We start from the raw sequence: 25,452 nt of genomic DNA on the forward strand, positions 1-25,452 counted from the left end.
CCATTCATAAAATACTGAATTTTCTTTAGTATACAACAACTCACTATAATGAACAATAGTTTTGGAGGAATTTATGGAAAATATAATTAATATCATTGGAAATAATATAGGAAAAATACGTAAGGAAAATGGATATTCTTTTGATCAATTAGCTCAACTCACAGGTGTAAGTAAGAGCATGCTTGCTCAAATTGAAAAGGGACAAAAAACCCCTACAGTGACTACTCTTTGGAAAATTGCTAGTGGCCTTAATGTAACCCCTTCTTTACTAATGGTAAAAACTCAGCAAGCAACTGTACAAATTGTAAAAACAGACAACTTAACCCGATTGATTGAAGATGATGGGAAATATATTATTTCTCCATTTCTACCTTTCGATAACGAAACCAAATTTGAGGTTTATAAAATGGAATTAGAGCCTGGCTGCATACATATATCCGATCCGCATTTTAAGGATGTTAAAGAGTATGTTTTCGTTTACACTGGAACTATAGAAATTGAAATAGAAGACAAAGTCTACAAAGCCTCAAGCGGAGAAGCCATTGTTTTCTCTGGAGATGTGCATCATACGTATAAAAATATAGGCAAGGAAACAGTATCTGTGTTTAATTTAATTTTTAACCCGAATCGATAAAGCTAGTTTGTACCATTTACCTACTGGAAAACTAATTAATCATTTGATATATTAAACGATTAGTATCAATAGTTGGATAATGGACAGCTGATTTGTTTGATTTGATCACCTACCTGTGGTATCTTCAAAGATTTTCTTTGTACTCGTTTTTCTAATAAAAAATACCTTGTAAACTAGTGTTCGGGCACTGTTAAAAGCTTGCAACCATTCAATATTAGCCTATACAGTTTAAATGAAAAGCTCTGAGGAGAGAAATATCCACAGAGCTTTCATTTGTATTTATTTATATACCTAAACCATATTACTAGCTTTTCTCCTAACTACTTTCCTCCAAACGATAGTAATCCCCAATTGCAACGACTATTCCTAATAGATCCATCAGAATATCATACAAGTCTGCACCTCGCCCAAAGAAAACCTGTATGATCTCGGTAAAGATTGCGAAAGTAAAGGCAGCAACTAAAATATGAGCATAGTTCGAAACAACTTCAATTATTAAACAAGTTAAAATGAAAAATATGATAAAATGCCCAAAAAGTTCAAAACTACTGACAGTATCTATTGGATATAGCTGTAAAAAATGTTCCCAATTAGGAGTCCATGTAAATGAAAAACTAATCTCGCCATTAGCAAACAACGCATAGACATCTTCTGTGCACAATCCAATTAGCATAATGATTATCCATAAAATTAGTAAAAAGGTCAAAACATCACACCGCTTAAGTTTTATTACAAATATTAACGAAATATGTCGTAGAAATAAAGTGAGAGCTTATTACAGTAAGGAAGTTTATTTCATCTGTTCATTCGATTTAGATTAACTCAGTCTGATTTTTAGGTTCGTGAATTCTGCTCAAATTTCTGTACATATTCCTGCATCAAGCTCGCATTTATATCATGTCAATTTTCCAATGGTCATATTGTTTGAAACACATAAGCCTATTGTATAAATTGCTTTATAAGTTTTTTATCCGCATATTACCCATGCTTTTCATCTTTAAATGATGTTAAATAATATTTATATTCTGTCGGTGACATCCCTAAATACTTTTTAAACGTTCTAATAAAGTAACTCTTAGAATCAAATCCCAGCATTTCGGATATATTCTCAATTGTTACGTTTGAACTATCTATTAATTCTTTCGCTTTTTCCATCTTTGATTTATTAACGAAATCAATGAAATTTTCATTGGTTTCTTGCTTATATAGCCTGCTGAAATAACTTGAGTTTAAATGTAGAAATTCAGCTACATTCTTTAAAGTAATCTTTCTATCCAGATTTGATAGTACATACTTCTGCGCTTCTATGACCTCATTTCGCTTTGGAAGCTCCTTTGTTTCTTTTATTTTTTCGATTACTTCAGCTAATGTATCATTTAGTATCTCTTCAATCTGAAAAATAGTCTGTGCATTTGTAATTTTGTTATCCGAATTGTGTAAATAAAACCCAGGTTCAAAGTTCAATATGGAATTAAGCTTTATTTTTATGTCCAATAGTAATTTGGTTGTCCACTCTTTTACAATATGCGGCTGATAATTATGTTGAATAATAATAGATGTCCACTCTCGTATTACGTTACTTATCCCCTGATCATCTGCCTCAATTATCTTTATCCTTAGTTCTTCTAAAGTATCAATAAAATAGGAGTATAAATTATCAGTTGAAAAAGCTAGCTCTGTTAGCTCAGTTATCGAGCCATACTTCAAGTAAAATCTTTGATTATTAATAGCATCCAGTTGATCTAATATACCATTAGAGGAGCCATACTTGTCACCAATAATACATGTAATACTTAGATTCATATCCTTTTTAATAGTATATTGAATTTCCTTTATCGTCTTCGTTAAATTCTGGTTCAGTGACGAAGCAGAATGATAAAACATAATAAACATGGATTCCTTATAAAAAAGATGAAGTGAAATATCTGCTTTGCTTAAAATTTGTTCTATCTTGCGTTTCAATATTTCATTAGAATGGTGGTCGACCTTTTGAAACTGATCAATGAAACAAAAGACCGGTATACATGTAGTAATATTTATTCCTAACTCACTTAATTCTTGGTCTATGATTTCTCCTTCGATTAAGGAATTTATTAAATTTCGTTTAAAATATTTATGTTTTTCTTCTTCTAGCTTATCCATTTGGTATCTTTTACTTTTCTCTATATCCATTTTTACTTTTAATTCGGCTAATAGTTTCGTTATATTATTTGCATCCATAGATTCCTTCAAGATATATTCAAAGGTATCCAATTTTATCGCTTGCTGCGCATACTGAAAATCATCATGACAGGATAATATGATAGAGAACAAATTAGGATTTAATTCTTTAGAATATCGAAGTAAACTTATCCCGTCCATCACAGGCATTCCAATATCTGTAATTACTAAATCCGCCATTTCCAACTCAAGTTGGTCTAATGCCTTTTTACCGTCCTGGAAACTACCAATTATAGAAAAGCCTAACGCTTCCCAAGGGATCATTTTTGTTAAATACTCTAATACGATATAATCATCATCTACAAGGACAACCTTATACATTACTTAACACTCCCTCTTCCATTGGTATGTAAATCTCAATCTCTGTTCCTTTTTCTATTTGACTATTAATTTCCATATGGAACTCATTCCCATAAATGAGCAAAAGCCTTTGATAAACATTTTTCAATCCTATTCCAGTAAAAGATGATCTATTTACTTTTTGATTAGTCAAATTTACATGCAGCATATTATTTTGCAGTTCACATAATACCCCTTCACTCATGCCTTTTCCATTATCTTTTATTCCAATGAATAGTAGATTGTTCTTTATAGCTGCAGAAATTATTATATTTCCTCCCTTTTGGTTGAAGCCATGAATGATTGCGTTTTCAATTATAGGTTGAAGAAAGAATCTTGGTACTTCTACCATTAATGTCTCGGAGGATAACTCATTAATAATTTCAACATGACCATTATGCCTAAAATTCATTAATTTAACATAGTGATGAACCGTTTCAATTTCTTCTTGTAATGTAATAAATTCATTGTTGCGATTTATCGTCATACGTAATAAAGATGATAATGACTGAATTAATTGGCCACTATGTTTATCACCGTTCAATGTTATTTTTAAGCGAATGGAATTCAATATATTAAATAAAAAGTGCGGATTAATTTGAGCCTGAAGCATCTCTAGTTCTGCTTTACGTTTACCCTTTTCCTCTTTCTTTATCTGATTTATCATTTCTTCTATTTGATCCAGCATTTTATCAAAGGAATATCCCAATGTTTCGATATCTCCTGCTCCTTGGAATTTAGACCGCACTTGCAGATTTCCTTTTTCAACCTCTTTTGTAATTAAACTTAGTTTATTTATTGGTCTAGTTAATCTAGTAACAAGGTATATAAGGAGAATTAAAAAAGCAGCAAAAAATAGATATTGCAATATTAACGTATTACGCGTTATCGTATTGACATTTCCAACCATTTCTTTGTACGGTACTAAACTTACCAAATTCCAGTTATTATAAGTCAATGGATAACTGACTAGAAAATAATCCATCCCTTTATAAGTTACGATAGAATAGTTCGATTGTTCATTTTCTATTTGATAATTATAATTAAATTGTTTTTGTATTTCTTTTTTATTATCACTAGATAGAATGACACCGTCTGCATCTATTAACATAAATTCTTGTTGATTATTAAAATTAGCTTCTTCTAAAATATCACTGATATCGCTTTCATTTATACTAATAATTGTGTATGCATTTTTAGTTTGAGAAAGCTTTAGTGTTCTTGTAATAGTAATTAGATTAGGTTCCTTCGCTTGGTCAGACTTAATATAGGTTGGATGAACACCTATCCAGTTAATGCTATTGTAGCTGGAATCACTTATATCTTTAAACCAATCAAGGGTTAAAAAATTATTAGGGTTATATTCCGTTTTAGAATAATTTGTATAAGAAAAACCATCTTCTAAAAGAATTGTTAAATAAAAAGGGCTCAATATATTGATAATATTCCTTAGATCATTAGTAATCTTTATATTTTTTATTGCATTTAAATTATCTTTAGAATTATCATAAATTTGATGCTCATTTTCTTTCAATAAAGTATTTATTTTATTGTCAAATTGTAAATAATTAGAGACATATATTAAATCCTCTAAATAACTCGTAACATTCAGTTCCACATATCTTAATGTTTCCTCGATATTAGTTACAGCCCTTTTTTCTAATTCATCTTTTGTAATATAATTAGAGACTACCAATGTAATAAGTGAGGGTAAGAAAACACATAGAATTGCAGATATAATTAAACGCTGTCTTAAAGTTAGAGTATGCCTCCATGTATTGGCTTTCATTACTTGCCCCCTTAAACTTCCTCGATACAATTTTATCATATTCCTCTATTAAATTCTAAATATTTTAAAATTAAGACAGGTTTACTAAAAAAACTGAATAAACTTGTCGGTTTTTATTTTGAAATAGTTCGCATCTGATATTAGAAAACTAAGGTTTAACCAAGCCTTTCGGTGACAGCCTTAGTTGCACTTATCTAGTAAGAAATATTTTTACTTTCTTAACTACTAAAAAATAGAGGGTGTCACCAAAAGCTAGACTTTTGGGACACCCTCTATTTAAGAGAATCTATTGATTTGCATCAATGATTGCTTCCACTTTTTCCTTTGCATTTGATAGTGTAGTTTCTAAGTCTTGTTCCCCAAGCAGATATAGTTCTGCTTGTGCATTCAATTCATTATAAGCTTCTGTTGCATACGGTTGAGGGAGTAAAATTTCTGATGGAACTGAATTCTCTATTGTGTATAAAAACGACTCTCTGTCAATCGCTTCTGGATTAGATGTTGTAGAAATTAAATTATCTACTACTCCTTCTAAATCTGCATTATTCCATGAAGGAGTCCAGACACCCTGTTGTTCAATACCCTTTGTAGTCATCCATCTTATAAAAGTATAGGCCTCCTCTTTATGTTTAGAGTTGTTTGCTATACTCATAATATCCCCACCGATTTGAGTGTATGAAGGATCGTTTTCGCTGTTAGTTGGCCAAGGTGCCCATGCCATTGTAAAGTCAGGTGTAAATTCTCCCCACTCTGTAAGCATATAACTACCGATCGGAACCATACTTACCGATTGAGTAAAGAACTGTTGCCTGTAATCAAGTTTTTGAGAAAGCGTATTTGCTAATGGCACCGAAGTTTTATCAACTTGCTCCATATCATAGCGTAATTTAAGAGACGCTTCTAACAGTGGGTCATCCATATTAGAAGAACCATCATTATTAATCATACTAGAACTATCAGCTTTACTTAATAATTTTAGGATAAGAAACGTGTCTGGCCATGTATAGAAGTAGGAACCATATTGCTTATCAGTACCCTCTCCTTTTGTTAATTTCTTCGCGTATTCTTCATATTCATCCCAAGTCCATTCTTTTGGTACTGGTAACCCTGCTTCATCCAAATGATCCTTGTTCAGCATTACTAGACGAATGCTTGATTTCGCAGGCAAACCATAATATGATTCATCTACTTTAGGATAGCTGTAGTTATATTCTTCTTCTACATTTAGTCCTTCCTCTTCAATAAACTCATCAAGTGGCGCTACTAAACCAGGCTCAATTCTTTTCACGTATTCTGAGCTATTTGCAAACATAAAAACATCTAACTGTTCACCAGATGAAGCTAACAAGTCTAACTTCTGAAGGTAATCTGGATGAGACATGTTTTCTACGAGTGGTTCGACTTCAACATTTATGTCAGGATGTTCCTCTTCAAACGCAGCAACAACCTCATCCCATTTTCCAACCTCATTATTTATCCATGTGTGGAATTTAATCGTCACTTTATCTTCTGAACTACCATTCTCTGAACCAGAAGCCTCTTCATTGTTACCACAGCCTGCCAAGATGATTACGAATACCAATAAACTAAGGCCTAAACTATACCATCTTTTCTTCATCTGTAACCCTCCACTTATGTTCATTATTTTATATTACCCTTTCACTCCACCTAATTGAATTCCTTCAATAACCTGCTTTTGCCCGATAATAAATACGATTAAAAGCGGTATAATTGCCGAAACAGCAGCTGCCATCATTAATGAATAAATGGATCCATGTGCATCAGCAAATTGTGCAATTCCTAGCTGCAACGTATATAATTCCTCGGATCTTATGAAGATTAATGGATACTGATAATCATTCCATGTCCAGATGAAACGTAATATTGCATAGGTTGCAATCGCTGGACTTACTAATGGCAATGCAATATGGAAAAATGTTCGAAAGTGTCCTGCTCCGTCTATTTTTGCAGATTCTATGATTTCATCATTAATTCCCAGGAAAAATTGTCGCAGCATAAAGGTTCCAAATACACTAAAACTATTTAACAGGATTAAACCAAGATGTGAATCGAATAAATCTGCCCAAGTATACATTAAGAACTGTGGCACTAATAATGATTGTGGTGGAATCATATATGTCGCAAGAACGATTAAAAATACGATGTCTCTACCCTTAAACTTTATTTTTGCAAATGCATATGCGGCGAGACTTGAAACGGCAACAGAAGTTAATGTTGTAAGAACTGAGATTTTAATAGTATTCCAGTAATATAATAGAAAGGATTTATCTCCAAACCACACCTGGGAATAATTTTCTATTGCATTCCATGTTTGTGGAATCCATTGAATTGGAAAAGTAAGTACATCCTCTTCTAGCTTAAATGAGGCAGAGACCATCCAAATGAAAGGTAACAAGAATACTATCCCACCAACAGTCATGATAATCGTCATGATTAATTTCCGTATGTCTATCTTTCTTAACACCTTTTCCAATTGTTTCCCCTCCTTTCCGTATGTTAATAGTTAACCCATTTTTTCTGCCCAAGCCACTGCAAGAACGTGATGAGAAGTACTAATACTAGAAGTATTAATGCAATAGCTGATGAGTAACCTGTCTTTAATTCAATAAACGCTTGTTGATACAAATAGAAAACTGGAACCGATGTTGAATTTGCTGGACCACCATTGGTCAAGACAACAATTAAATCGAATACTTTAAACGTACTGATAAACCCTGTAACTAATAGTAAGAAAGTTGTTGGAGAAACAAGTGGTACAGTAATTTTTCTGAACTTATACCAGGCTGAGGCCCCGTCCATTTCTGCCGCTTCATAAAGTTCTTTCGGTATATTTTGAAGTCCTGCTAAATAAATAATTAATTGAAAACCAATATTCATCCAAATTAATATGACCATTACGGAGATAAGTGCAAAATTGGTATCCGCAATCCACCCTGGAGGATTCTCTACTCCAAGTGATAGTAGTAATTGGTTAATTGGCCCCATCGTTGGATGGAAAAGTACTTGGAATACAATTGCAACCGCAACAACACTTGAAATATAAGGCATAAAATAAACTACCTTGAAGACATCTTTAAAGTAAACATGGTTATTAATAATAACTGCAAGAGTTAAAGAAATTAATAACCCAATCGGGACTACTAGAAGCAAAATAAAATTGTGTATGAGCGATTTGATAAAGATGTCATCGCCTAATAACGTTTTAAAGTTTTCTAAACCAATAAAATTAAATCCACCAACTCCAGTGATAAAATTCCAATCTGTAAAACTTAAGAATATAGTTGCTAGGATTGGAAAGATTACTAAAATCGATGTTCCAATAAACATAGGTGAAATAAAAATATAGCCGACAATCGTATCTTTCCATCCTTTGAATATCGGTTTTCTATTTCTTCCTTGCTGCTTTGCATTAGAACTAATTGGCAACGCTTTCAATTCTGTGTCGAATTCTCTTATTTCTTTTGCCTCTTTCATGTTATTCACCCCTTTTCTTTCACACATTGTATCTTTAAAAACAATCGATTACAATTAAGTATTTTTACTATATTGAGAATATTTTTACTTCCGGTGAAAAATGATTGAGTATTAATATTAGTTATGGTTAATATTAAAATACAAATACATCTAAGGAGTGGAAATTTATGAATTCTGATAGATATACTCAATTTTCTTATAAAGTATCAAATTGGATTTTGAAATTAGCTCTAATAAATATTTTATGGATTTTATTTTCTATCTTGGGATTGGTTATTTTTGGCTTTTTCCCAGCCACAATTTCCATGTTCTCAGTAATTAGTAAATTAAGAAGACAAGAGGAGCTTCCTATCTTTAAAACATTTTGGAAGACTTACAAGCAAGAGTTTATAAAAAGTAATCAAATGGGCTTCTTACTTGTAACCGTTGCAGTCATTTTTTATTTTGATTTGTATTTTATTCAAGAAACTAGCAATTCAATTTTGCAATTATTTTACTACCCATTGATTATTTTAATTTTTATTTTTTGTATGTGTATTTTGTATGTTTTTCCGATTTATGCACATTATGATTTAAAGATCTTTCATATTTTTAAAAATGCCTTTTTAATTATGATTGCGAATCCACTGGCAACATTTGCAATCATATCAAGTGTAATTGTCATTGCTGTTATTACTATGTTCTTTCCTGCTATTCTACTATTTTTCAGCGGAAGTATATTGGCTTACTTAATTACTTCAGCTGCTAGCAATTCATTTAGTAAAATAGAACTTAAGAAAATGGATTTTGGAGAAGTCGAATTAAATCATTCAAAAGAATAAGCTCTATAGTGGCTATATGCAGTGGATAATCGCAGACGACTTAGCATTTTGGCTTGAGCTAAATTGCTTAACAGTTAAAAAAAGCAAATTACTTTTTGAAGAAGTAATTTGCTCTTTTATTATTATTATTTTTGATTCTCATCAATTACTGCTTGAACTTTTTCCTTTGCATTTGATATGGTTGTTTCCAAGTCTTGATCACCAAGTAAATAAAGTTCTGCTTCCGTGTTAAATTCATTATAAGCCTCTGTTAGATAGGAAAAAGGATATGATCGTATTCCTGGCACTGAATTTTCTAAGGTATAAATTAGTGATTCTTTATCCACTGCTTCAGGGTTTGTTGTAGTCGCAATAATGTTGTCCAATACTTCATTTAAGTCGGAGTTGTTCCATGTAGGGATCCAAGTCTCTTGTAATATCATCCCTTCCGTTGTCATCCATCTAATAAATGTATATGCCTCTTCCTTATGTTCGGAGTTATTAGCAATACTAAAAATATCTCCTCCAATTTCTGTGTAAGAAGGACCCTCTTCATTATTCTTTGGCCATGGAGCCCATGCCATTGTGAAATCAGGTGTAAATGCTCCCCATTCACTGACCATCCAACTTCCCGATGGAATCATGCTGGCAGATTCGGAGAAAAACTGTTGTCTATAATCGAGTTTCTGTGAAAGTGTTTCTGATAATGGGACAGATGACTTATCAACTTGTTCCATATCATAGCGCAGCTTCAGCGTTTCCTCTAACATTGGATCTTCCATATTAGAAGTACCGTCACTATTAACAATACTTGAGTTTTCTTGTTTGCCCAGCAATTTTAAAATAAAATATACGTCTGGCCAAGTATGGAAGTATGAACCATACCTTTTTGTATTTCCTTCCGTTTTAGTTAATTTTTCTGCATATTCTTTGTAATCCTCCCAAGTCCAATCCGTTGGTACTGGCAATCCCGCTTCATCCAAATGGTCTTTATTTAATAAAACTAGCATCGTAACCATCTTCCCTGGAAGTCCATAATATGAATCATCAATTTTAGGATAACTACTATTACTATACTCTTCTTCTATATTAAGTTTTTCTTCTTCTATCAATGAATCAATAGGTGCGACTAAACCTGCATCAGCTCTCTTAGAAAGATCTGTTACATCCGAAAACATCATCACGTCTAACTCCTCACCCGAAGAGGCAAGCAAATCTAATTTTTGAAGATATTCTTCATTCGACATATTTTCAACTAAAGGCTCAACCTCAACATTTATCTCAGGATGTTCTTCTTCAAATGCAGCAACTACTTTATCCCATTTTCCAGCATCATCATTAATCCATGTATGAAACTTTATAGTAACGCCATCTTCATTTCCTGAATCATCTTTTCCTTTCCCCGAAGCATCTTCATCATTGCCACACCCTGCTAAGAATAGTACGAATACCAACAAACCAATCCAACAAAGATACCATTTTTTACCCATTAATTATCCCCCTCTATTAAAAAATCTTTTTTATAATTGCATTCACCGAAACTAGACTGTCTCCCACACAGACTTTTACTATAGGTCGGCTAATCTTCCTGTTGGGGAAACAATAATTTCAGCAAAATGTAATTCCTTAAGGAAAACGCTTTCAATATTATGATTAAATTGTTGGGTCTACAAACAAATTTTGAAAATCTATTGGTATTGAATTTACTATATATTATAATTATTATATATTTTTGTCAATATTCTAAATATAGATACCCAGAATTTACTCAAAACATATTATTTTTTATAAGTAGCCATAATACTTGTTACCCAAAGTACTAGAACTCTATTAATATTGAGTTACCAAGGCAGAGGATATCATGAAATTAAAAATTATAATGTGTAATTAACTCTCGCAAGAAGGTGTTTCTATCGAAGCAATGCTAGGACAAGCGGCAAAAAAGCGGGCTGCGGAACGTAGATTTTGTGATGAAAATGGTTTTTTTTAGTTAAGGTTAAGACAGCGACAGAGGAGTGAGTTCTCTGTCGCTGTCTTTTTATTTAACCAATTTTAGACTAAGCACTCATACTGTAGCATTTCCTCAGCCCTCATAGTCCCAAACCACTTATTTTACATTGACTTTATTTTCTCCCATACTCCCTCATTTACAGGTATTCCTAACTCTAAATTCTTCACTCTCGTATTCATTGTACGTTCCCCAGGATAGTACACTTCGCCGTCACTTGTTGCAGGAACCGATTCTTTAATATATTGAATAGATTCATCAATACTCGCCTCCAATTTGGAAATATCGCCTAATTTATCTGGTGAAATGGAGATAAATACTTGTGATAAGGCATATTCATCTGCTCCTAATTTACCAACATCTTGCGTAGTGTTTCCACCTGACAGCATGGATGCAATGAGATCAAGTACAATTGATAATCCTGATCCTTTCCAATAACCTATAGGTAATACCCTCCATGTTTCTTCTATTTTTTCTGGCTCTGTAGTAAGGTTCCCCTCGCTATCAAATCCACCTGGTACCGGTAACTCCTTGCCTTCCATTCGGTAACTTTCAATTTTCCCATAAGAATATTGTGACATTGCCATATCGACAACAACAGGACCATCTTCTCTAGGTAATGCTAGAATAATAGGGTTATTACCAATCCTTCTATCTTTAGCACCCCAAGCAGGCATATTAGGTTGCGTGTTCGTCCATAGGATTCCAATATATCCTTTTTCTGCTGCTTGCCAGCCATACTCCCCGCCCCGCATCCAATGATTCGTGTTCTGTAAAGCGACACAGCCTATTCCAAATTCAGAAGCTATTTCCATCGCCCGATCCATACAGCGTTTTGCGGCTAGATTTCCTAATGCTAGATTTCCATCCCATCTTTCTAATGCACCAAAACCACTGATTTTCTCTGGAACAGCATCTGGCTTTATGTAACCTTTTTCTATATATTCAACAACTCTAGGGAATCTATTTACACCGTGGGAGTAAACGCCGTCACAGCTATTACTAGTGAAAGAAATTGCTGCTTCATCAGCTGTATGTTCAGAGAATCCCTTTTTCATTAGTACTCTTTTAAATTCAGCTTTCATGTCATCAAATTTTATTCTCAAAGTCATAATTCCCTCATTCCCCTGTTCGTTTATTTGAAAAATTCAACCATAGCCTGGCTGGCTCTTGCGCCAGAATCCCCGGTACTTGTATACAGTTCTCTATTACCCGTTAATCCAGCCACGACCGTTTCAAAAAGCGGTTGATGCACATGCTGTAGGTTCGAAACTAAATTCATTTGTTCCATCAACTGTTCTTAAAACAATGGGCTCACTTCCTAAATTGAAGTAATACTCCCTTTACTGCCGATGATTTCATTTTTATCGAAATTCTCCTAAGCAGATAAACGCCAATTTCCGACTCCATGGATACCAGATTCAAATAAATATGTACGTTTCTTCTTAATACTCTCCTTTCTGTATAGGTGGCGCTTACATACTAGTCGACAAGTATAAACTTGTCAAGATTATTTTTTAAATATTTCCCGAATTCAGGAAGAAAGGGAGTTTACAGATATTCATACTATTTAGTGGAAAAGATGAATGCCCTGGACAAATGAGATAATCTTATGTAACTTTAACCATTCGATATTAGATTCCGTTTAGATGTAAAGCCCTGTGGAGAGATTTCCTCCACAGGGCTTTCTTTTGTATTTCTGTATTCCTCGTGAGAACGTAATAAAGATTTGAACCCATTAACTAAGCCATTTTATCAATCGCTTTTCTACTAACCAATTTCCTCCATACGAAAGTAATCCCCAATGCATTCTTATCCCTTTATAACTAATATTTTTGATAATAAATTTATTGACAAACTGCCTGCATAGATTATTTACCGGGTTCCTTCCGTTTCAGTTTTCTAATATATAGAACCAAGATGATTATAACAACCTCCATGTCACTATGGTAGAAGAAAAGGTAAGCAAGCCTATTTATCGTAACACTCGAAAAAAGGGGATAACAAAAGATAATTCCAATAATTACCATCATATTTATCATAATTCATTGACTATATCGAAACAATAAGTCTAAAGAATGAATATTTGATATAGGACTTTAGAATAAATTTTGTGAAGCAAACTTTGGTTATAACAGAAAAACTCTGGTCCATAAACTCTATCAAGAAACTTAATTTCCCTTTAAGTTTAATATTAATCCTGCGACGCCGTCTGCTTTCCAAAAGATCAGTATCTAGTTCGACCGGAGAATATTCGAGAAGTCTGGGTGCAGGGTGAAAAGGTCTTACACGTGAAGAATAATATGCATCAATTTGGCATAATGTATGTAGGTGAGTGCCTTCATGAAATGATAAAATACGAAACCGAAGTGCATCATCAAATGCTAGTATGCTTACTGTTCACTCATGAGATGGTATGATAGTGAGAAGGAATGATTTAAAGGAAGTGTGACTTCGTGGATATACAGCAGTTACAAAAAGCGCTTAGTCAACATGGCTATAAAAAAGCAGCATTTCTATTGCCTGAACTGAAACAAGGGCATGAAAAACTAGAAACGATTGCCGAAATTTTAGAGGACTGTCATGCAGAAGCTATCGATTTTTCGTACGATATTGGTATTCTGTATTCACAAGTGAGTGCTTTATCAGCGTATCAAGCAGCATATCAAGAAATCTTATTGCGTGATTTAGGGTGCCTCTTACGGGAGGTGATTACACCTACCAATGATATGGCTGCCATTACATTGGATAAGGATGAATTGCAGGAAGCGATTACGTTATATCAAAACGCGATGCAGGGCGATTCGGAAGCACAGCTTGTACTCGGAAAATTCTATAAGTCAATCGGGCGGGATGATTGGGCGTTTGTATGGTATAATTCGTCAGCCAATGCAGTTAATATCGATGCCATCTTCTGGGTTGGCAACTATTATTTTGATGGCATTGTTGTAGATAAAAACATTGAAAAGGCATTTGCGTGCTATAAGGATGCGGCATTAAAAGGTCATCCTGACGCAATGAACAATTATGCAGACATGTATTTGCATGGAGAGTATGTGGAAAAAGATGATAAACGTGCTTTCGAGCTCTTTTCAAAAGCTGCTGAACTAGGTGTTGCAGAATCAATGTATACGCTCGGATATTTATATAAAAACGGAATCGGCACGGAAGCTAATTTAACAAAATCAAAGCATTGGTACATACAATCAGCCCTTCGAGGTGATGACTTTGCAGCAAATCACCTCGGACAGGAAGCATTTGAAAATGACCGTGGCGAAGAAGCCATAAGCTGGTTTGCAATGGCTGCTGACAGACAGGATGTTGATGGTGAATTCAACCTCGGATTTTGCTATGAAGCCGGTGTAGGCACTCCTATAAACCTAAAAAAAGCGAAGTATTGGTATAAAAAAGCTGCACTTAAAGGTGATAAAGAAGCACAAATGAAATTGAAGGGTCAATGAATTAGAAATGATGCATGTTGGAATGAATACAGGGACAGGGGCACTATCCCAAATCTCACCATCAGAAGATGGCAAGGTACCTGTGTTCTTTCTGCCACCCTATCTTCCACCACACTAACGTCCAGCCAAAGTACCAAAAAGTATGTTCAAAATAAAACCAATCCCGCGGCATCCTTCCTCTTCCTCTCTTCTGTTTTTGTTTTGTTTCTGTTTTAAGTATGGGACTTATCGATTTATTGTTTTCTCTTATCTGATTGATGCATGCAAACTGCCGAGCAACGTGATTTTCTAATCAGATGCCCGCACTTTCACTCCAAAGCAATTATGTATCAACTTATACTTCACCAACGCCGACCGGGTATCAGACTTCCACTTTTTGCATAAAATACCGTGGTTTGACTTATTGAATTGACGCTTTTTGCCAGCCTCTTTGTTCAACATTATCAAAGATCCAAAAATACTGAAACCGATTCATTCACACATTTTTCCACCTCGTCCAGATTCACCGTCCACTCCCTGGCAGTCCATATTTTTCCCTATAAAAAACCCTTTCATAGTTACAATCGAAATAAAAGTGTAAAAGGTGGTATTATATGTTGAATTGGGTTGAGATTTGTATAGTGGGCAGTCCACTGTAACACATCTCCCCATCGGCAAAAGAACAAGGTATCTGTCTCTGCTCTTTTACACAATAATTTATTCCCAAATTACATTTACAATATAGAACTAATGTTCTATATTGTATTTATAACGTTTACGGCAGACCTTTAATAGCCTATTTAACAAAAAAAGTAACCCATCCTAAAATTCGATCGAGTCAAGGACGGTTACTTTTTCTCATTTCTTTAACAATCATCACAACAAGTCTTGAATAAATTACTTGAAGGTTCAAATCGTTCCCATACCTACTGATACAGATGCTATACCATTAACAAAGTATTCTATACTTTATCCCACTACTTCAAATACTCTTCGGGCCGATTCTCTCTATCCAAGACATAATCAGGGTCGAGTAAATCTGTTAATAGATGGGGTTGATCAATTAGTGCCATTCCATCGATACGACGACGATCCCCCGTATATACATTATGTACGACCTCTGTATAAGATGTGGGTCCAACGGCAGCGATCACCTCATACCCTTGCTCGGCGAGATATTGAAATTGTTCCCCGCCATGTTTTACACGGGAGCCAAACGGATAAATGTACAGGGGAGTTGGACCAGTAATAATCTCCACTTCTTTTTTCCACTGTTCCGTGTCACGTTTAACACTTTCTAATGAAGCTTTCCCCATATCCATATGAGAGTAAGAGTGACTTGCAAACGTCCAGCCGGTTTCTTTTAGACGCTCTACTACAGCGATTGCCTTCTTCTTTTCTTTATCATAATCTTTGGAATCGAGATTGTGAGTCGGATATCCAAGAACCCCCTCGTATCCAGTTAAGGCAAGGACTCCTTTTGCTCCTTCATGGGAAAAATCAGGATTTTCTTCGACAAAAGTATCTAAGATAGGAATGATTTCATTCTCGTAAGAAATCACTTCTTCCCCTTTTGGATTAAGGGAATAGGTAGCAACACGACCCTCATCATCCAAAATTAATTTATAAACGTTTCCTTCTTGCCTCATGTATTCGTAGTAGTTTACATCATCAACGGAAATGACTACTGGTTTCTTACCCTCAGGAAGTTGAAGTGTTTTCTTCTGAATCTTTCCATCTACTTTTTCGTAAACATCTCCCAAGTGAACAAGTATAAAATCTCGTTTATACAATTCTTCCAAAGTTCTATTAAACTCGTCAACGGTGATGAACCAATCATTGTATCCTTGAGCTTGTGGACCCGCAAAAGATAGCTCCGGGTACGCCATAAGCGGGTGGAAAAAGATGTGTTCGACTTCACCCTCATAAGGAAATAGAGTAACGTCATCCTCCTTTTCTTCCTTTTCTATAGCCTCTTCTTGAACATTTTCTTCATTATTTTCTTCTACATCTTCGGTTCGACTTTCTAGTTCACTTTCAGGTGAAGCATCATCTGCTGCTTCTACTATTTTTGTATTTTCATTCTCTTGTTGATTCACAGTCAGGGATACTTCTTCATCGGAGCAAGCGGATACAAAAAGTAAAATGAATAGAATAAGATAGCGTTTCATTCTTTCGTACTCCTTCCCTCTTTCATGAATCTGATATTTCTTGATTTTTTAATTCAAACTAAATTGATCACTCACCCCTCTTTTAAAGTTTAACGATTAAAATCTTTAATTTAATTATCCTACACGAACTAACTTACTCACTACTATTTTATAAAATTCTATTTTTTTTGTATATGATTCTTTAGTTTAGTTCGTAAAGTAAATTTGGGCTAAAATGCCCTTTGAAATATATTAAAAATCGTGTATTAATTTCAGGAATCAAGCATTGGGTTCGCTGATTCAACGGACTTTATATCAAGATCACTTATTTATATTCTAATAATAAAAAAATAAACTGCGCAGCAAGATTCGTACCTCACTTACTTACACAATCTAATTTACACTCCCTCTTCTAAATGAAAATCCTTTTATGCACTTCTCTACCTCACCTCATACAAAAAGTGCAGCATTCTTTATATTCTATTAGAAAGTTTCATCTTTCCCTTCAATAATTTGCCCTTACCATTTCGAAAAAAAATTATATACTATAGCGAATCCCTTAATGATTATCTTTTAAAATATTTAATGGAGTGATGAATATTGCCAGTAGTTTCTAAGAAAGGTTATATTTATACAGTACGTGAAGGCGATACACTATATTCAATAGCTCGTAGATTGGGAAGCTCTGTCGAGGCGATAGAACGTGCGAATCATTTATTTGATCCGATTACTGATCCTGGTCTTATTTTCCCTGGAAATGTACTGGTTGTTCCTAGTCTTTCAGAAACAGGAAAAGTAACATATATGGTTAAATCAGGAGATACAGTCAGTGGGATTGCTTCTAGATTTAGTACATTTATTGATTTAGTTTCCGGCGTCAATAATCTAGAAAATCCTAATCTTATTTCTGTTAATCAACGATTGATTGTACCTGTATTTATATATGAGATACAATCCGGAGATACACTTTCATCTATTTCACGTAGATTTGGAATTCCACTTTCAAATATAACAAAAGCAAACCAAGGTAGACCAAGTTCTCAAGGAGATCTTATTTGGCCAGAATTTCATTTGATTCTTCCTTTACCAACCTCTCGAAATATTATAGTATGGACTCCTCTTCCAGGAACAAGAATTGTTAATAATCAAAGAATAGAAGGTCAAGCAAGAGCTTTTGAAGCTAATGTTTTACACCAATTAAGAGATGCTAACGGAACCATTGTCTCTAAAGAACGTTTTACAATGGCTGATGAAGGGGCACCTGAATATGGAAAGTTCACTAGTACTTTACCATTTGATAGAACCCCTACATCAAATACAGGTGAACTTTGGGTTTACACAAGAAGCGCTAATGATGGCAGTATCCAAGATTTGGTGAAAACAAAAGTCTATTTTTAAGAAAAGTTACCCTATATTAATGTATACGGAAGACAAACAATCCAGATTAAGGGATTCTTTCTATGTTTGACAATTTTTAGTCACAAAAACATCAGGTTAAAAGCCTGGTGTTTTTGTACTTAAAGAAAATTCCCCAGATACTTGGTACTAGTTGCGCAAACAAAACAAACAAACACAATATATGTATAATAAAAATAGACAGAGTGCTGTTACACTCTGTCTAAAGCAACTGCAAGCCGCATGTAGAACGGCGGACCTTTAATAGCTTACCTAGCAAGACAGTAACCTATCCTAAACTTTGGTCGAGTGGAGGACGGTTACTTTTTTTCGATATTCGGACAATGTACCTCTTGTCCTTTAGCTAAAGATAAAAGGCTCCCCCAAATGAGGATTCCTTCCCAACTTCCTATTTGGGACGAGGTGCCTGTCCCTGCGTCCCTATTGGCTCAATTCACCAGCTGCTTTCACTCGTACTCTTGTTGCTCCTCCTGGTAAATAAGCTAGTGGAACGTCTTCTATGTCCACAATCACGAGGCTGTCTGGATCTGCACCTGCATTGATTGCTTCTCCCTTAGCTTCAGCCTTAGCCCATTCTAATGCATCTTCTCTGCCAATTTCATCAAATAGATAAATTTTTTCTATCTGACCACTTACTTGAGAGATTGCCGATCCAATTGCATTTGCAACACCTGAATGCTCAGGACGTATTACTTGTGAGGCACCTTTTAATTCCGTTGGCAATAAAATACTCCCCCCACCAACCAGGATAACCGGGATAGGCTCTGCACTTGTTTTCATTTTATCAACTGCTTCTTCAACAAGCTCTACTATTTTTAAATAAACTCGGGTTAGCAATCCTTTATCAAGATGAGCAACCTTTGATGGATCACCAAGCTCTACCTTTCCTAAAGCAACAGCGACATCCGTCGTCGTTAATGTGTCTCCACCAAAAATCAGCGCCTTTTCTGGCAAATGGTATCCAACACTGTCTGGTCCAATCGTGAATTCGCCATCTTCTTGAATTCGAACGATTGTACCCCCACCTAATCCAATCGAAACTAGGTCAGGCATCCGGAAGTTTGTCCGCGCTCCGCCAATTTCCACTTCTAATGAAGATTCCCGGGGAAATGAATTGATTAATACACCAACATCAGAGGTTGTCCCACCAACGTCAACGACTATCGCATCGGATAAATCACCTAAATAAGATGCACCGCGCAATGAATTCGTTGGGCCACATGCAACCGTGAAGATAGGGTATTTAACCGCATAATCTACGGACATTAATGTTCCATCATTTTGTCCAAAAAATACTTTTGCTTCAATTCCTTCATTTTTTAAAGCATTGATAAATCCATCTGCAGCAGTTTTTGCAACGTTCACGACAGAGGCATTGAGAATCGTAGCATTTTCCCTCTCGAGTAATCCTACAGAACCAATCTCAGATGATAAGGAAATCGCAACCTCATCTCCCAATACTTCATTAAATATATTTCTTGCGCGTTCTTCATGGTCTCTTGACACTGGAGAAAAAACAGAAGTGATTGCGATTGAATCGACGTGACCTTTGACTTCCTCAGCAATCTGATACAAATGCGCTTCATCTAATGAAACAATTTCCCGTCCATCAAATTCATGGCCGCCACGGACAAGATATACATATTTTCCAAGTGCGATGCGAAGTTCATCTGGTACACCTACAAGTGGTTTAACTGCCAATGTTGCTGGAGCGCCAATGCGAACAACGGCAATGTTATTCAGTCCTTTTCTTTCTACAATTGCATTCGTGCAATGTGTTGTTCCAAGCATCGCATAGCCAATATCCTCACGAGAAACATCAGAATTAGTAATGACTTCATGCATTGCTTGATAAATACCTGTTGCAACATCCACAGTTGTAGATGACTTCGTTTCTGATAAAACTCGATTATTCTGATCTAATAAAACTGCATCAGTATGGGTTCCCCCTACATCAATTCCAATACGATAAGCACCCATTACTTTGTCACCTCTTTATTCACTAGTTCTTCTACTGGAGTATAATCAACGTCGTAACCAAAATACTTTGGACCGACTGTTTCAATTCCCTTTTCTGTTCGCCACTTCGGATGACATGGGATGCCAATGACAACACATCTTGAACCATAGCGGATTCCTTCTGTTGTAATTGGAAGTCCTGTTTCTGAATCAAGAACAGCGATTAGATCCGGTGTCACACAAAGCAATCGCTTGTCTGTTTGTGCAAGTAAATGTTCATTCTGAAAACGAAGCTGCAATGTTTCATCCTTATAATCATTAAGCCCTTCAAATGTTGCGATACCTTTTGCAAATCCTGATTCCGTTTTACGATTGATATCGGTCACTTTCCCTTGAAATAATTCAAATCCGCCAACGGTTTTCAGTACTTCCTGGATGGCATCCACATTGTTAGCTTTAGCAAGTCGGATTGTTTTTCCAATTTCCTCTTCAAGCTTCAAGATATTGCTGATGCCACTTTCCTTTAAATTTTTCCCGGTCATCGAATACATGGCATTCATGACGGAACCACCCATTTGAATCGTAGCTGCACGAGCAATCCGCTCCGTCCAAACATTATCAATCGTCGATAACAATGCTGTATTTCCCTTTTCATCAGCAATCACTGCTGGTGTTGCAGAAATACCATCTAAATAAAAGGTCACCATTTGCAATTCAGGGAATGCTCTTCCCATCCCATCTGCATCAATAACAGGTAATCCTAATCTTGCTGCAAGTGCAAATGGAAGCATGGAGTTTACCCCACCCGCTTCAATTGGGAATGTTGCATAGATTTTCTTCCCTAAGTATTCCTCCAGTTTTTGAAAAGCTTCAATCGCCTCTTCACCACTTGGAATCTTCTCCAGCATAACCGTTGGTGCTCCCATCATCGATGAAGGAACAATCAGAGCGTCATCGGGAACTTCATCCACATCTAACAATGTTACCGGTCCATATTCCTCGATTGCTTGCAGTGCCATCAGTTTCCCAATATATGGGTCCCCGCCCCCGCCAGTTCCAAGTAATGCTGCACCTACAGCAATATCTTCAATTTCCTGTTTCCCAATTTTTCTCATTTATTATTACCTCCACTATTCTTTAGAAGACTTAGCATTTACTAAGTCTTCAGGTGAATTTACTTCGTTGTCATTATGCAATTTTTCCATTTAACTCTTTTTTGTTTTTACCATTTTTTATACGCAATGCGCCCAAATAATAGACGATACCACTGACTAAAAGTGAATTGATTGAAGGAATTCCTACTGTTAGTAGATAACCAGCTGCAAATCCTGCTGCCCAGGCAATGAGCGTAATTGGATGCATTTTGTCAACAGTTGATGGTAACGTACCTTTTGCTCTCGATTCATCCAATACTTGCCGGTTTGTTTTTAAGATGAAATATTCAACGACGATAATCCCAGCAATTGGTGGTACAAGCACTCCTAAGAATACAAGGAAATCAACAAAGTAATCCAGAATACCAATAACCGAAAGTACTGTTCCAATAATTCCAATAACAAGTGTTACCATTCCGCGATTCAATTTTATTTTAAAGATAGAATCAAAAATGTTCGTAAAGCCGAGTGAAGAAGAATATAGATTTAAATTATTAATTTTAACCGTCGATAATACAACTACAAGTGCTCCAAGCCAACCAGAAGTTGACACCATAATACTTACAATGTCATTGGTTCTAGCTGCAAGTGCCATTAGAACTGCGATCATATTGATTCCAAGTTCACCAATAAGCAAGCCAATCGTTGACATCCAAAATACATCTTTCCCGCTCTTAGCAAATCTGCTGAAGTCTGGTGTAATGACCGCACCAATAATGAACCCACCAGCAATCATTGTAGCAGCAGCACCCATCGATAATGCTTCACCAGCAGGAGAAGCTGACATTAAATCCGTAATCGAGTGGTCCTTTAATACCTGATATATTCCAACAGCGACCGCCAACAGAAAAGCAGGGACTGTTATCGCGGCAGTTATACTTAATAGTTTAAAACCAAACATTACAAGCACGGTAACACCTAATCCAGTAATCGCAGCAGCGACAGGAAGCGGTAATTTCCCTCCGGATGCCTGTACCAGCCCATCTGCAAAAACAGAGTTCTGTACGCCGAACCAGCCAACACAAGATATGGCAATTACGCCACCAATAATACTTGACCCATAGCGACCAAACCCTGTCCATCTTGACAATAGACTTGTAGATAAACCTTCACGTGCACCAGCATACCCTAGAAGGAAACTGATTACTTGTAAAATAACACTTCCAAGCATCGTAGCCCAAAACGCTTGCCAAAATGTCATGCCATATCCTAATGCAGCACCTAATATAAATTGAGAGATTGTCGCTAAAGCACCTACCCGGATTATTGTGATGCTCCATAATGACTGTCTTGCTGACATCGGTACTCTTGATAGTGAATAGTCGTCTCCAATTGCTACTTTTTTCCCCATTTTCCTTACCTCCTATATCCTTCGTGTAATTATTTTTCACATGGGGAATTTTCTTATTAAAAGGAAATGTCAACCCTTGTTAAAATATTCCGTTTTTTTAAGTTGTACTTTACTATTTGCTTATTTTCTAAAGGAAACCTTCGCATTAAATGCCATAAGGTTACCTTTCTATTAGAAAAACTATGGTTTAGCAAGAGCCTTTCTGTGACAGCTTTAGTAGCTCCACTTTTCGTTTCTTCAAATCAATATTCTCTTTCGTGAATAAGACCTTTGTTTATTTCATCAAATAATGCATGAATTATTTCACTTGCAAGTACTACCTGTTCTTCAAAATCTTCATCATTATATAACTTAATTCCCCAAAAAATACCGTTACCAATAAGTACAAATTGCTTAATTACGCGATCAATCTCACGTGGTAACATTGTTGGATAACTGTTTTTTAAGATAGACTCCAGTGAATCAGCGAGCCACTCGTTATATCGCAGCATATGGCTGTAAAGATACTTCGTAATTTCTGGTATAGGTGATGTAACGAGCGAAATGTACGCATTTGTACCTTCTATATCTCCTTTATGATGCGATGCAATCCCCTGAAACATCGCGGTGAAGATTTGTTCAACAGGTTTGTCCCTGTTTTCTAGTAAAATGCTTTCCATTTTCCTGAAGTGATTGTTCAATAGCTGTTTAAATGCAGCGATAAACAACTCTTCTTTATTTTTATAAAAAAAGTAAATGGATGCTGGCTTTATCCCAACTTCTGTCGCAATCTTTCTCATCGTTGCCCCATGATACCCATGCAAAGCATATTGATGTAATGCTGCATCGATTAATTCTTTCTGCAATATATCACCACCTAACGTTTGTTAGGTTACATTATATGCGCTCTTTAGTACTTGGTCAACAAGTTATTTGATAATTTACTTAAAACCAAATCTTTTACTTATTGTGAGAAAGCGGAACCATTGTTGATTAATCGCTATTAGATGTATTCTGAATTTTATTCAATATATTTTATTTTTTGATTTGATTTGAGATGGATAAGCTAATGCCAAATGAGGAAGATGCCGTAGAAATAAAGTGAAGTGCAAGTTGAGCATTAAATCAGTCTTTCTGTTTCTGAAAAGTAAAAAGCCTAATCCCCCGAATTTTAGGCAAGGAATTAGACTTATAATTTTCACAATCGCGCCGGATTGCGGAAGAACTTATACCTTAAAGCAAATATTCGAAAATGCATTTGTCCAGCTAATGCATACAAAAGATATTTCCAAACCTCAAACCTCTCTTTACGCACTTTTCCCCTTAGCTTGTCTGCTTTCTCCGATTCTTTCGATTTCCTCCAAGGTAAATCCGCGTGTTTCAGGGACTCTAATTCGGATAAATAATACCCCAAGCAAACAAATCACACCGAAGATTGCAAAAACAGCTTCTTGAGATATGGAAGCAATCATAATTGGGAACAGCAATCCAACTAAGAAAGAACCTATCCAGTTAAATGATGATGCCAATCCTGATGCACGTCCCCGAATCATCAATGGGAATATTTCTCCTACAATAACCCACGTTAATGGAGCCCATGTGAATGAATAAAATGCTACATATATACTTAGAAATGCAACAATCAGCATTGGATTTGCATTTGGAATTACTAGATTCAAGATTGCAGGGAAAATGAAGGACAGCCCCATAACCATTCCACCCAATGTTAATAAAGTACGGCGATTAAATTTATCAGCAATCAGCAGGAATAGTAATGAACCTAGTACGAGAATAACCCCTTGAATAATTGGCCACATCAATGCTGAGCCAGCTGCATGCCCTGTTGCGTTTTCTACGATCATAGGAATGTAATAAAATATTGCATTAGCACCTTGGAATTGTTGAAAAGCAGCAACACCAACACCGGCAATGACTAAGTAACGGTATTTATTACTAAGCAGTGAACCCCATGATACATTTTTACTTGCCAGTTTTTCCTCTTTAACAGTATCTTGAATTTGTTTTATTTCAGAATCAAGTTCTGCTTTTGGACGAATATAGCTCAAAACTTTACGTGCTTCATCAAGTCTATTATTCTTTACTAAAAAGCGTGGAGATTCAGGTAACCTTAACACTCCAATAAATAAAATCAATGCAGGCACGGCAGCCAAACTAAGCATCAACCGCCAAGCCATTGTTCCTGGCAAGTCTTTCAAAAAATAAGCGACAATGTACGAAAGCAACATCCCAGAAACAATCATTGTTTGATTAATTCCTGAAAGACGTCCACGTAAACGTGCAGGCGCCATTTCTGACATATAGGCTGGGACCAACGCTGAAGCAGCACCAACAGCCAGTCCTAATAAAACCCGAGAAAATATCATAAAGAGAATCCCATTATGAGGGGCTATTCCTGCCAAAATAGATCCAACAGCAAAAATGATAGAAGATATTAATATCATTTTGCGTCGCCCTAAACGATCAGACAGTTGTCCAGCCAACGCTCCTCCAAAAATAGCTCCCAGCATTAACGAAGAGGTAATCCAGCCAATAGCGCTAGGATTGTTTTGAAGGTTCCAATCTTGCTGCAGAAACGGCAAAGCACCTGTCATAACGCCAATATCATAACCGAATAGAATGCCTCCAAAAGCCCCAAAGAAATAAATGAAGCCACTCGTTATTTTTTTTTCATTAACCATTAAAGTTCCCTCCTTAAGG

18 protein-coding genes are annotated in these 25,452 nt (G+C 35.7%); 4 read left to right on the plus strand and 14 right to left on the minus strand.

Going from position 1 to position 25,452, the window contains the following annotated elements:
* Positions 1–73: 73 nt before the first annotated feature.
* Positions 74–634 (plus strand): helix-turn-helix domain-containing protein, encoded by a 561-nt coding sequence (locus tag CUC15_RS16390; protein ID WP_114917694.1) that lies wholly within the window; start codon positions 74–76, stop codon positions 632–634.
* A gap of 316 nt (positions 635–950) precedes the next feature.
* Here CUC15_RS16390 and CUC15_RS16395 read toward each other — a convergent pair whose 3' ends face one another.
* The 6 genes from CUC15_RS16395 to CUC15_RS16420 form a co-directional block, all read right to left on the minus strand.
* On the minus strand, positions 951–1,340 hold the full coding sequence (locus CUC15_RS16395; protein ID WP_278309181.1) for a VanZ family protein: 390 nt from the start codon (positions 1,338–1,340) through the stop codon (positions 951–953).
* A gap of 272 nt (positions 1,341–1,612) precedes the next feature.
* On the minus strand, positions 1,613–3,175 hold the full coding sequence (locus CUC15_RS16400) for an AraC family transcriptional regulator (protein WP_114917696.1): 1,563 nt from the start codon (positions 3,173–3,175) through the stop codon (positions 1,613–1,615).
* Positions 3,168–4,982 carry a sensor histidine kinase gene (locus CUC15_RS16405; protein WP_162800341.1) on the minus strand — a complete coding sequence of 605 codons (1,815 nt, stop codon included), beginning with the start codon at positions 4,980–4,982 and terminating at the stop codon, positions 3,168–3,170. The genes CUC15_RS16400 and CUC15_RS16405 overlap by 8 nt, the downstream gene beginning before the upstream one ends.
* A 286-nt stretch (positions 4,983–5,268) precedes the next feature.
* The gene (locus CUC15_RS16410; protein WP_162800342.1) at positions 5,269–6,600 is read right to left on the minus strand and encodes an ABC transporter substrate-binding protein; all 1,332 of its coding nucleotides are present in this window, start codon (positions 6,598–6,600) and stop codon (positions 5,269–5,271) included.
* Positions 6,601–6,633: 33 nt separating this feature from the next.
* Positions 6,634–7,434, minus strand: coding sequence for a carbohydrate ABC transporter permease (locus CUC15_RS16415; protein WP_114918487.1), 801 nt, complete (start codon positions 7,432–7,434; stop codon positions 6,634–6,636).
* Positions 7,435–7,499: 65 nt separating this feature from the next.
* Positions 7,500–8,477: a carbohydrate ABC transporter permease gene (locus tag CUC15_RS16420; RefSeq protein WP_114917699.1), complete on the minus strand. Its 978-nt coding sequence runs from the start codon at positions 8,475–8,477 to the stop codon at positions 7,500–7,502.
* Positions 8,478–8,644: 167 nt separating this feature from the next.
* On the opposite strand from CUC15_RS16420, the gene CUC15_RS16425 reads away from it, so the two are divergent.
* Entirely contained in the window at positions 8,645–9,298 is a 654-nt protein-coding gene (locus CUC15_RS16425) for a YesL family protein (protein ID WP_114917700.1), read from the plus strand.
* A gap of 125 nt (positions 9,299–9,423) precedes the next feature.
* On the opposite strand, the gene CUC15_RS16430 is transcribed toward CUC15_RS16425, so the two are convergent.
* On the minus strand, positions 9,424–10,767 hold the full coding sequence (locus CUC15_RS16430; protein ID WP_114917701.1) for an ABC transporter substrate-binding protein: 1,344 nt from the start codon (positions 10,765–10,767) through the stop codon (positions 9,424–9,426).
* A gap of 622 nt (positions 10,768–11,389) precedes the next feature.
* Positions 11,390–12,397, minus strand: a complete 1,008-nt coding sequence (gene yiaK, locus CUC15_RS16435; RefSeq protein WP_205317622.1) for a 3-dehydro-L-gulonate 2-dehydrogenase — start codon at positions 12,395–12,397, stop codon at positions 11,390–11,392.
* A gap of 1,344 nt (positions 12,398–13,741) precedes the next feature.
* Here yiaK and CUC15_RS16440 point away from each other — a divergent pair.
* On the plus strand, positions 13,742–14,746 hold the full coding sequence (locus CUC15_RS16440; RefSeq protein ID WP_114917702.1) for a tetratricopeptide repeat protein: 1,005 nt from the start codon (positions 13,742–13,744) through the stop codon (positions 14,744–14,746).
* A gap of 956 nt (positions 14,747–15,702) precedes the next feature.
* Here CUC15_RS16440 and CUC15_RS16445 read toward each other — a convergent pair.
* Positions 15,703–16,896 carry a polysaccharide deacetylase family protein gene (locus CUC15_RS16445; RefSeq protein WP_114917703.1) on the minus strand — a complete coding sequence of 398 codons (1,194 nt, stop codon included), beginning with the start codon at positions 16,894–16,896 and terminating at the stop codon, positions 15,703–15,705.
* A 579-nt stretch (positions 16,897–17,475) separates the two neighbouring features.
* Between CUC15_RS16445 and CUC15_RS16450 the strand changes: the two genes are divergently transcribed.
* Entirely contained in the window at positions 17,476–18,273 is a 798-nt protein-coding gene (locus CUC15_RS16450; protein ID WP_114917704.1) for a LysM peptidoglycan-binding domain-containing protein, read from the plus strand.
* Between the two features lie 438 nt (positions 18,274–18,711).
* On the opposite strand, the gene CUC15_RS16455 is transcribed toward CUC15_RS16450, so the two are convergent.
* The 5 genes from CUC15_RS16455 to CUC15_RS16475 form a co-directional block, all read right to left on the minus strand.
* Positions 18,712–20,271: a hydantoinase/oxoprolinase N-terminal domain-containing protein gene (locus CUC15_RS16455; protein WP_114917705.1), complete on the minus strand. Its 1,560-nt coding sequence runs from the start codon at positions 20,269–20,271 to the stop codon at positions 18,712–18,714.
* Positions 20,271–21,365: an S-methyl thiohydantoin desulfurase family protein gene (locus tag CUC15_RS16460; protein ID WP_114917706.1), complete on the minus strand. Its 1,095-nt coding sequence runs from the start codon at positions 21,363–21,365 to the stop codon at positions 20,271–20,273. The genes CUC15_RS16455 and CUC15_RS16460 overlap by 1 nt, the downstream gene beginning before the upstream one ends.
* A gap of 73 nt (positions 21,366–21,438) precedes the next feature.
* Positions 21,439–22,755: a purine-cytosine permease family protein gene (locus CUC15_RS16465; RefSeq protein ID WP_114917707.1), complete on the minus strand. Its 1,317-nt coding sequence runs from the start codon at positions 22,753–22,755 to the stop codon at positions 21,439–21,441.
* Between the two features lie 242 nt (positions 22,756–22,997).
* Positions 22,998–23,600: a TetR/AcrR family transcriptional regulator gene (locus CUC15_RS16470; protein WP_162800343.1), complete on the minus strand. Its 603-nt coding sequence runs from the start codon at positions 23,598–23,600 to the stop codon at positions 22,998–23,000.
* Between the two features lie 441 nt (positions 23,601–24,041).
* Positions 24,042–25,433, minus strand: a complete 1,392-nt coding sequence (locus CUC15_RS16475; protein ID WP_114917709.1) for a sugar porter family MFS transporter — start codon at positions 25,431–25,433, stop codon at positions 24,042–24,044.
* Between the last annotated feature and the right edge of the window lie 19 nt (positions 25,434–25,452).

The sequence above is a fragment of the Oceanobacillus zhaokaii genome, assembly GCF_003352005.1.
GTDB classification, from domain to species: Bacteria; Bacillota; Bacilli; order Bacillales; family Amphibacillaceae; genus Oceanobacillus; species Oceanobacillus zhaokaii.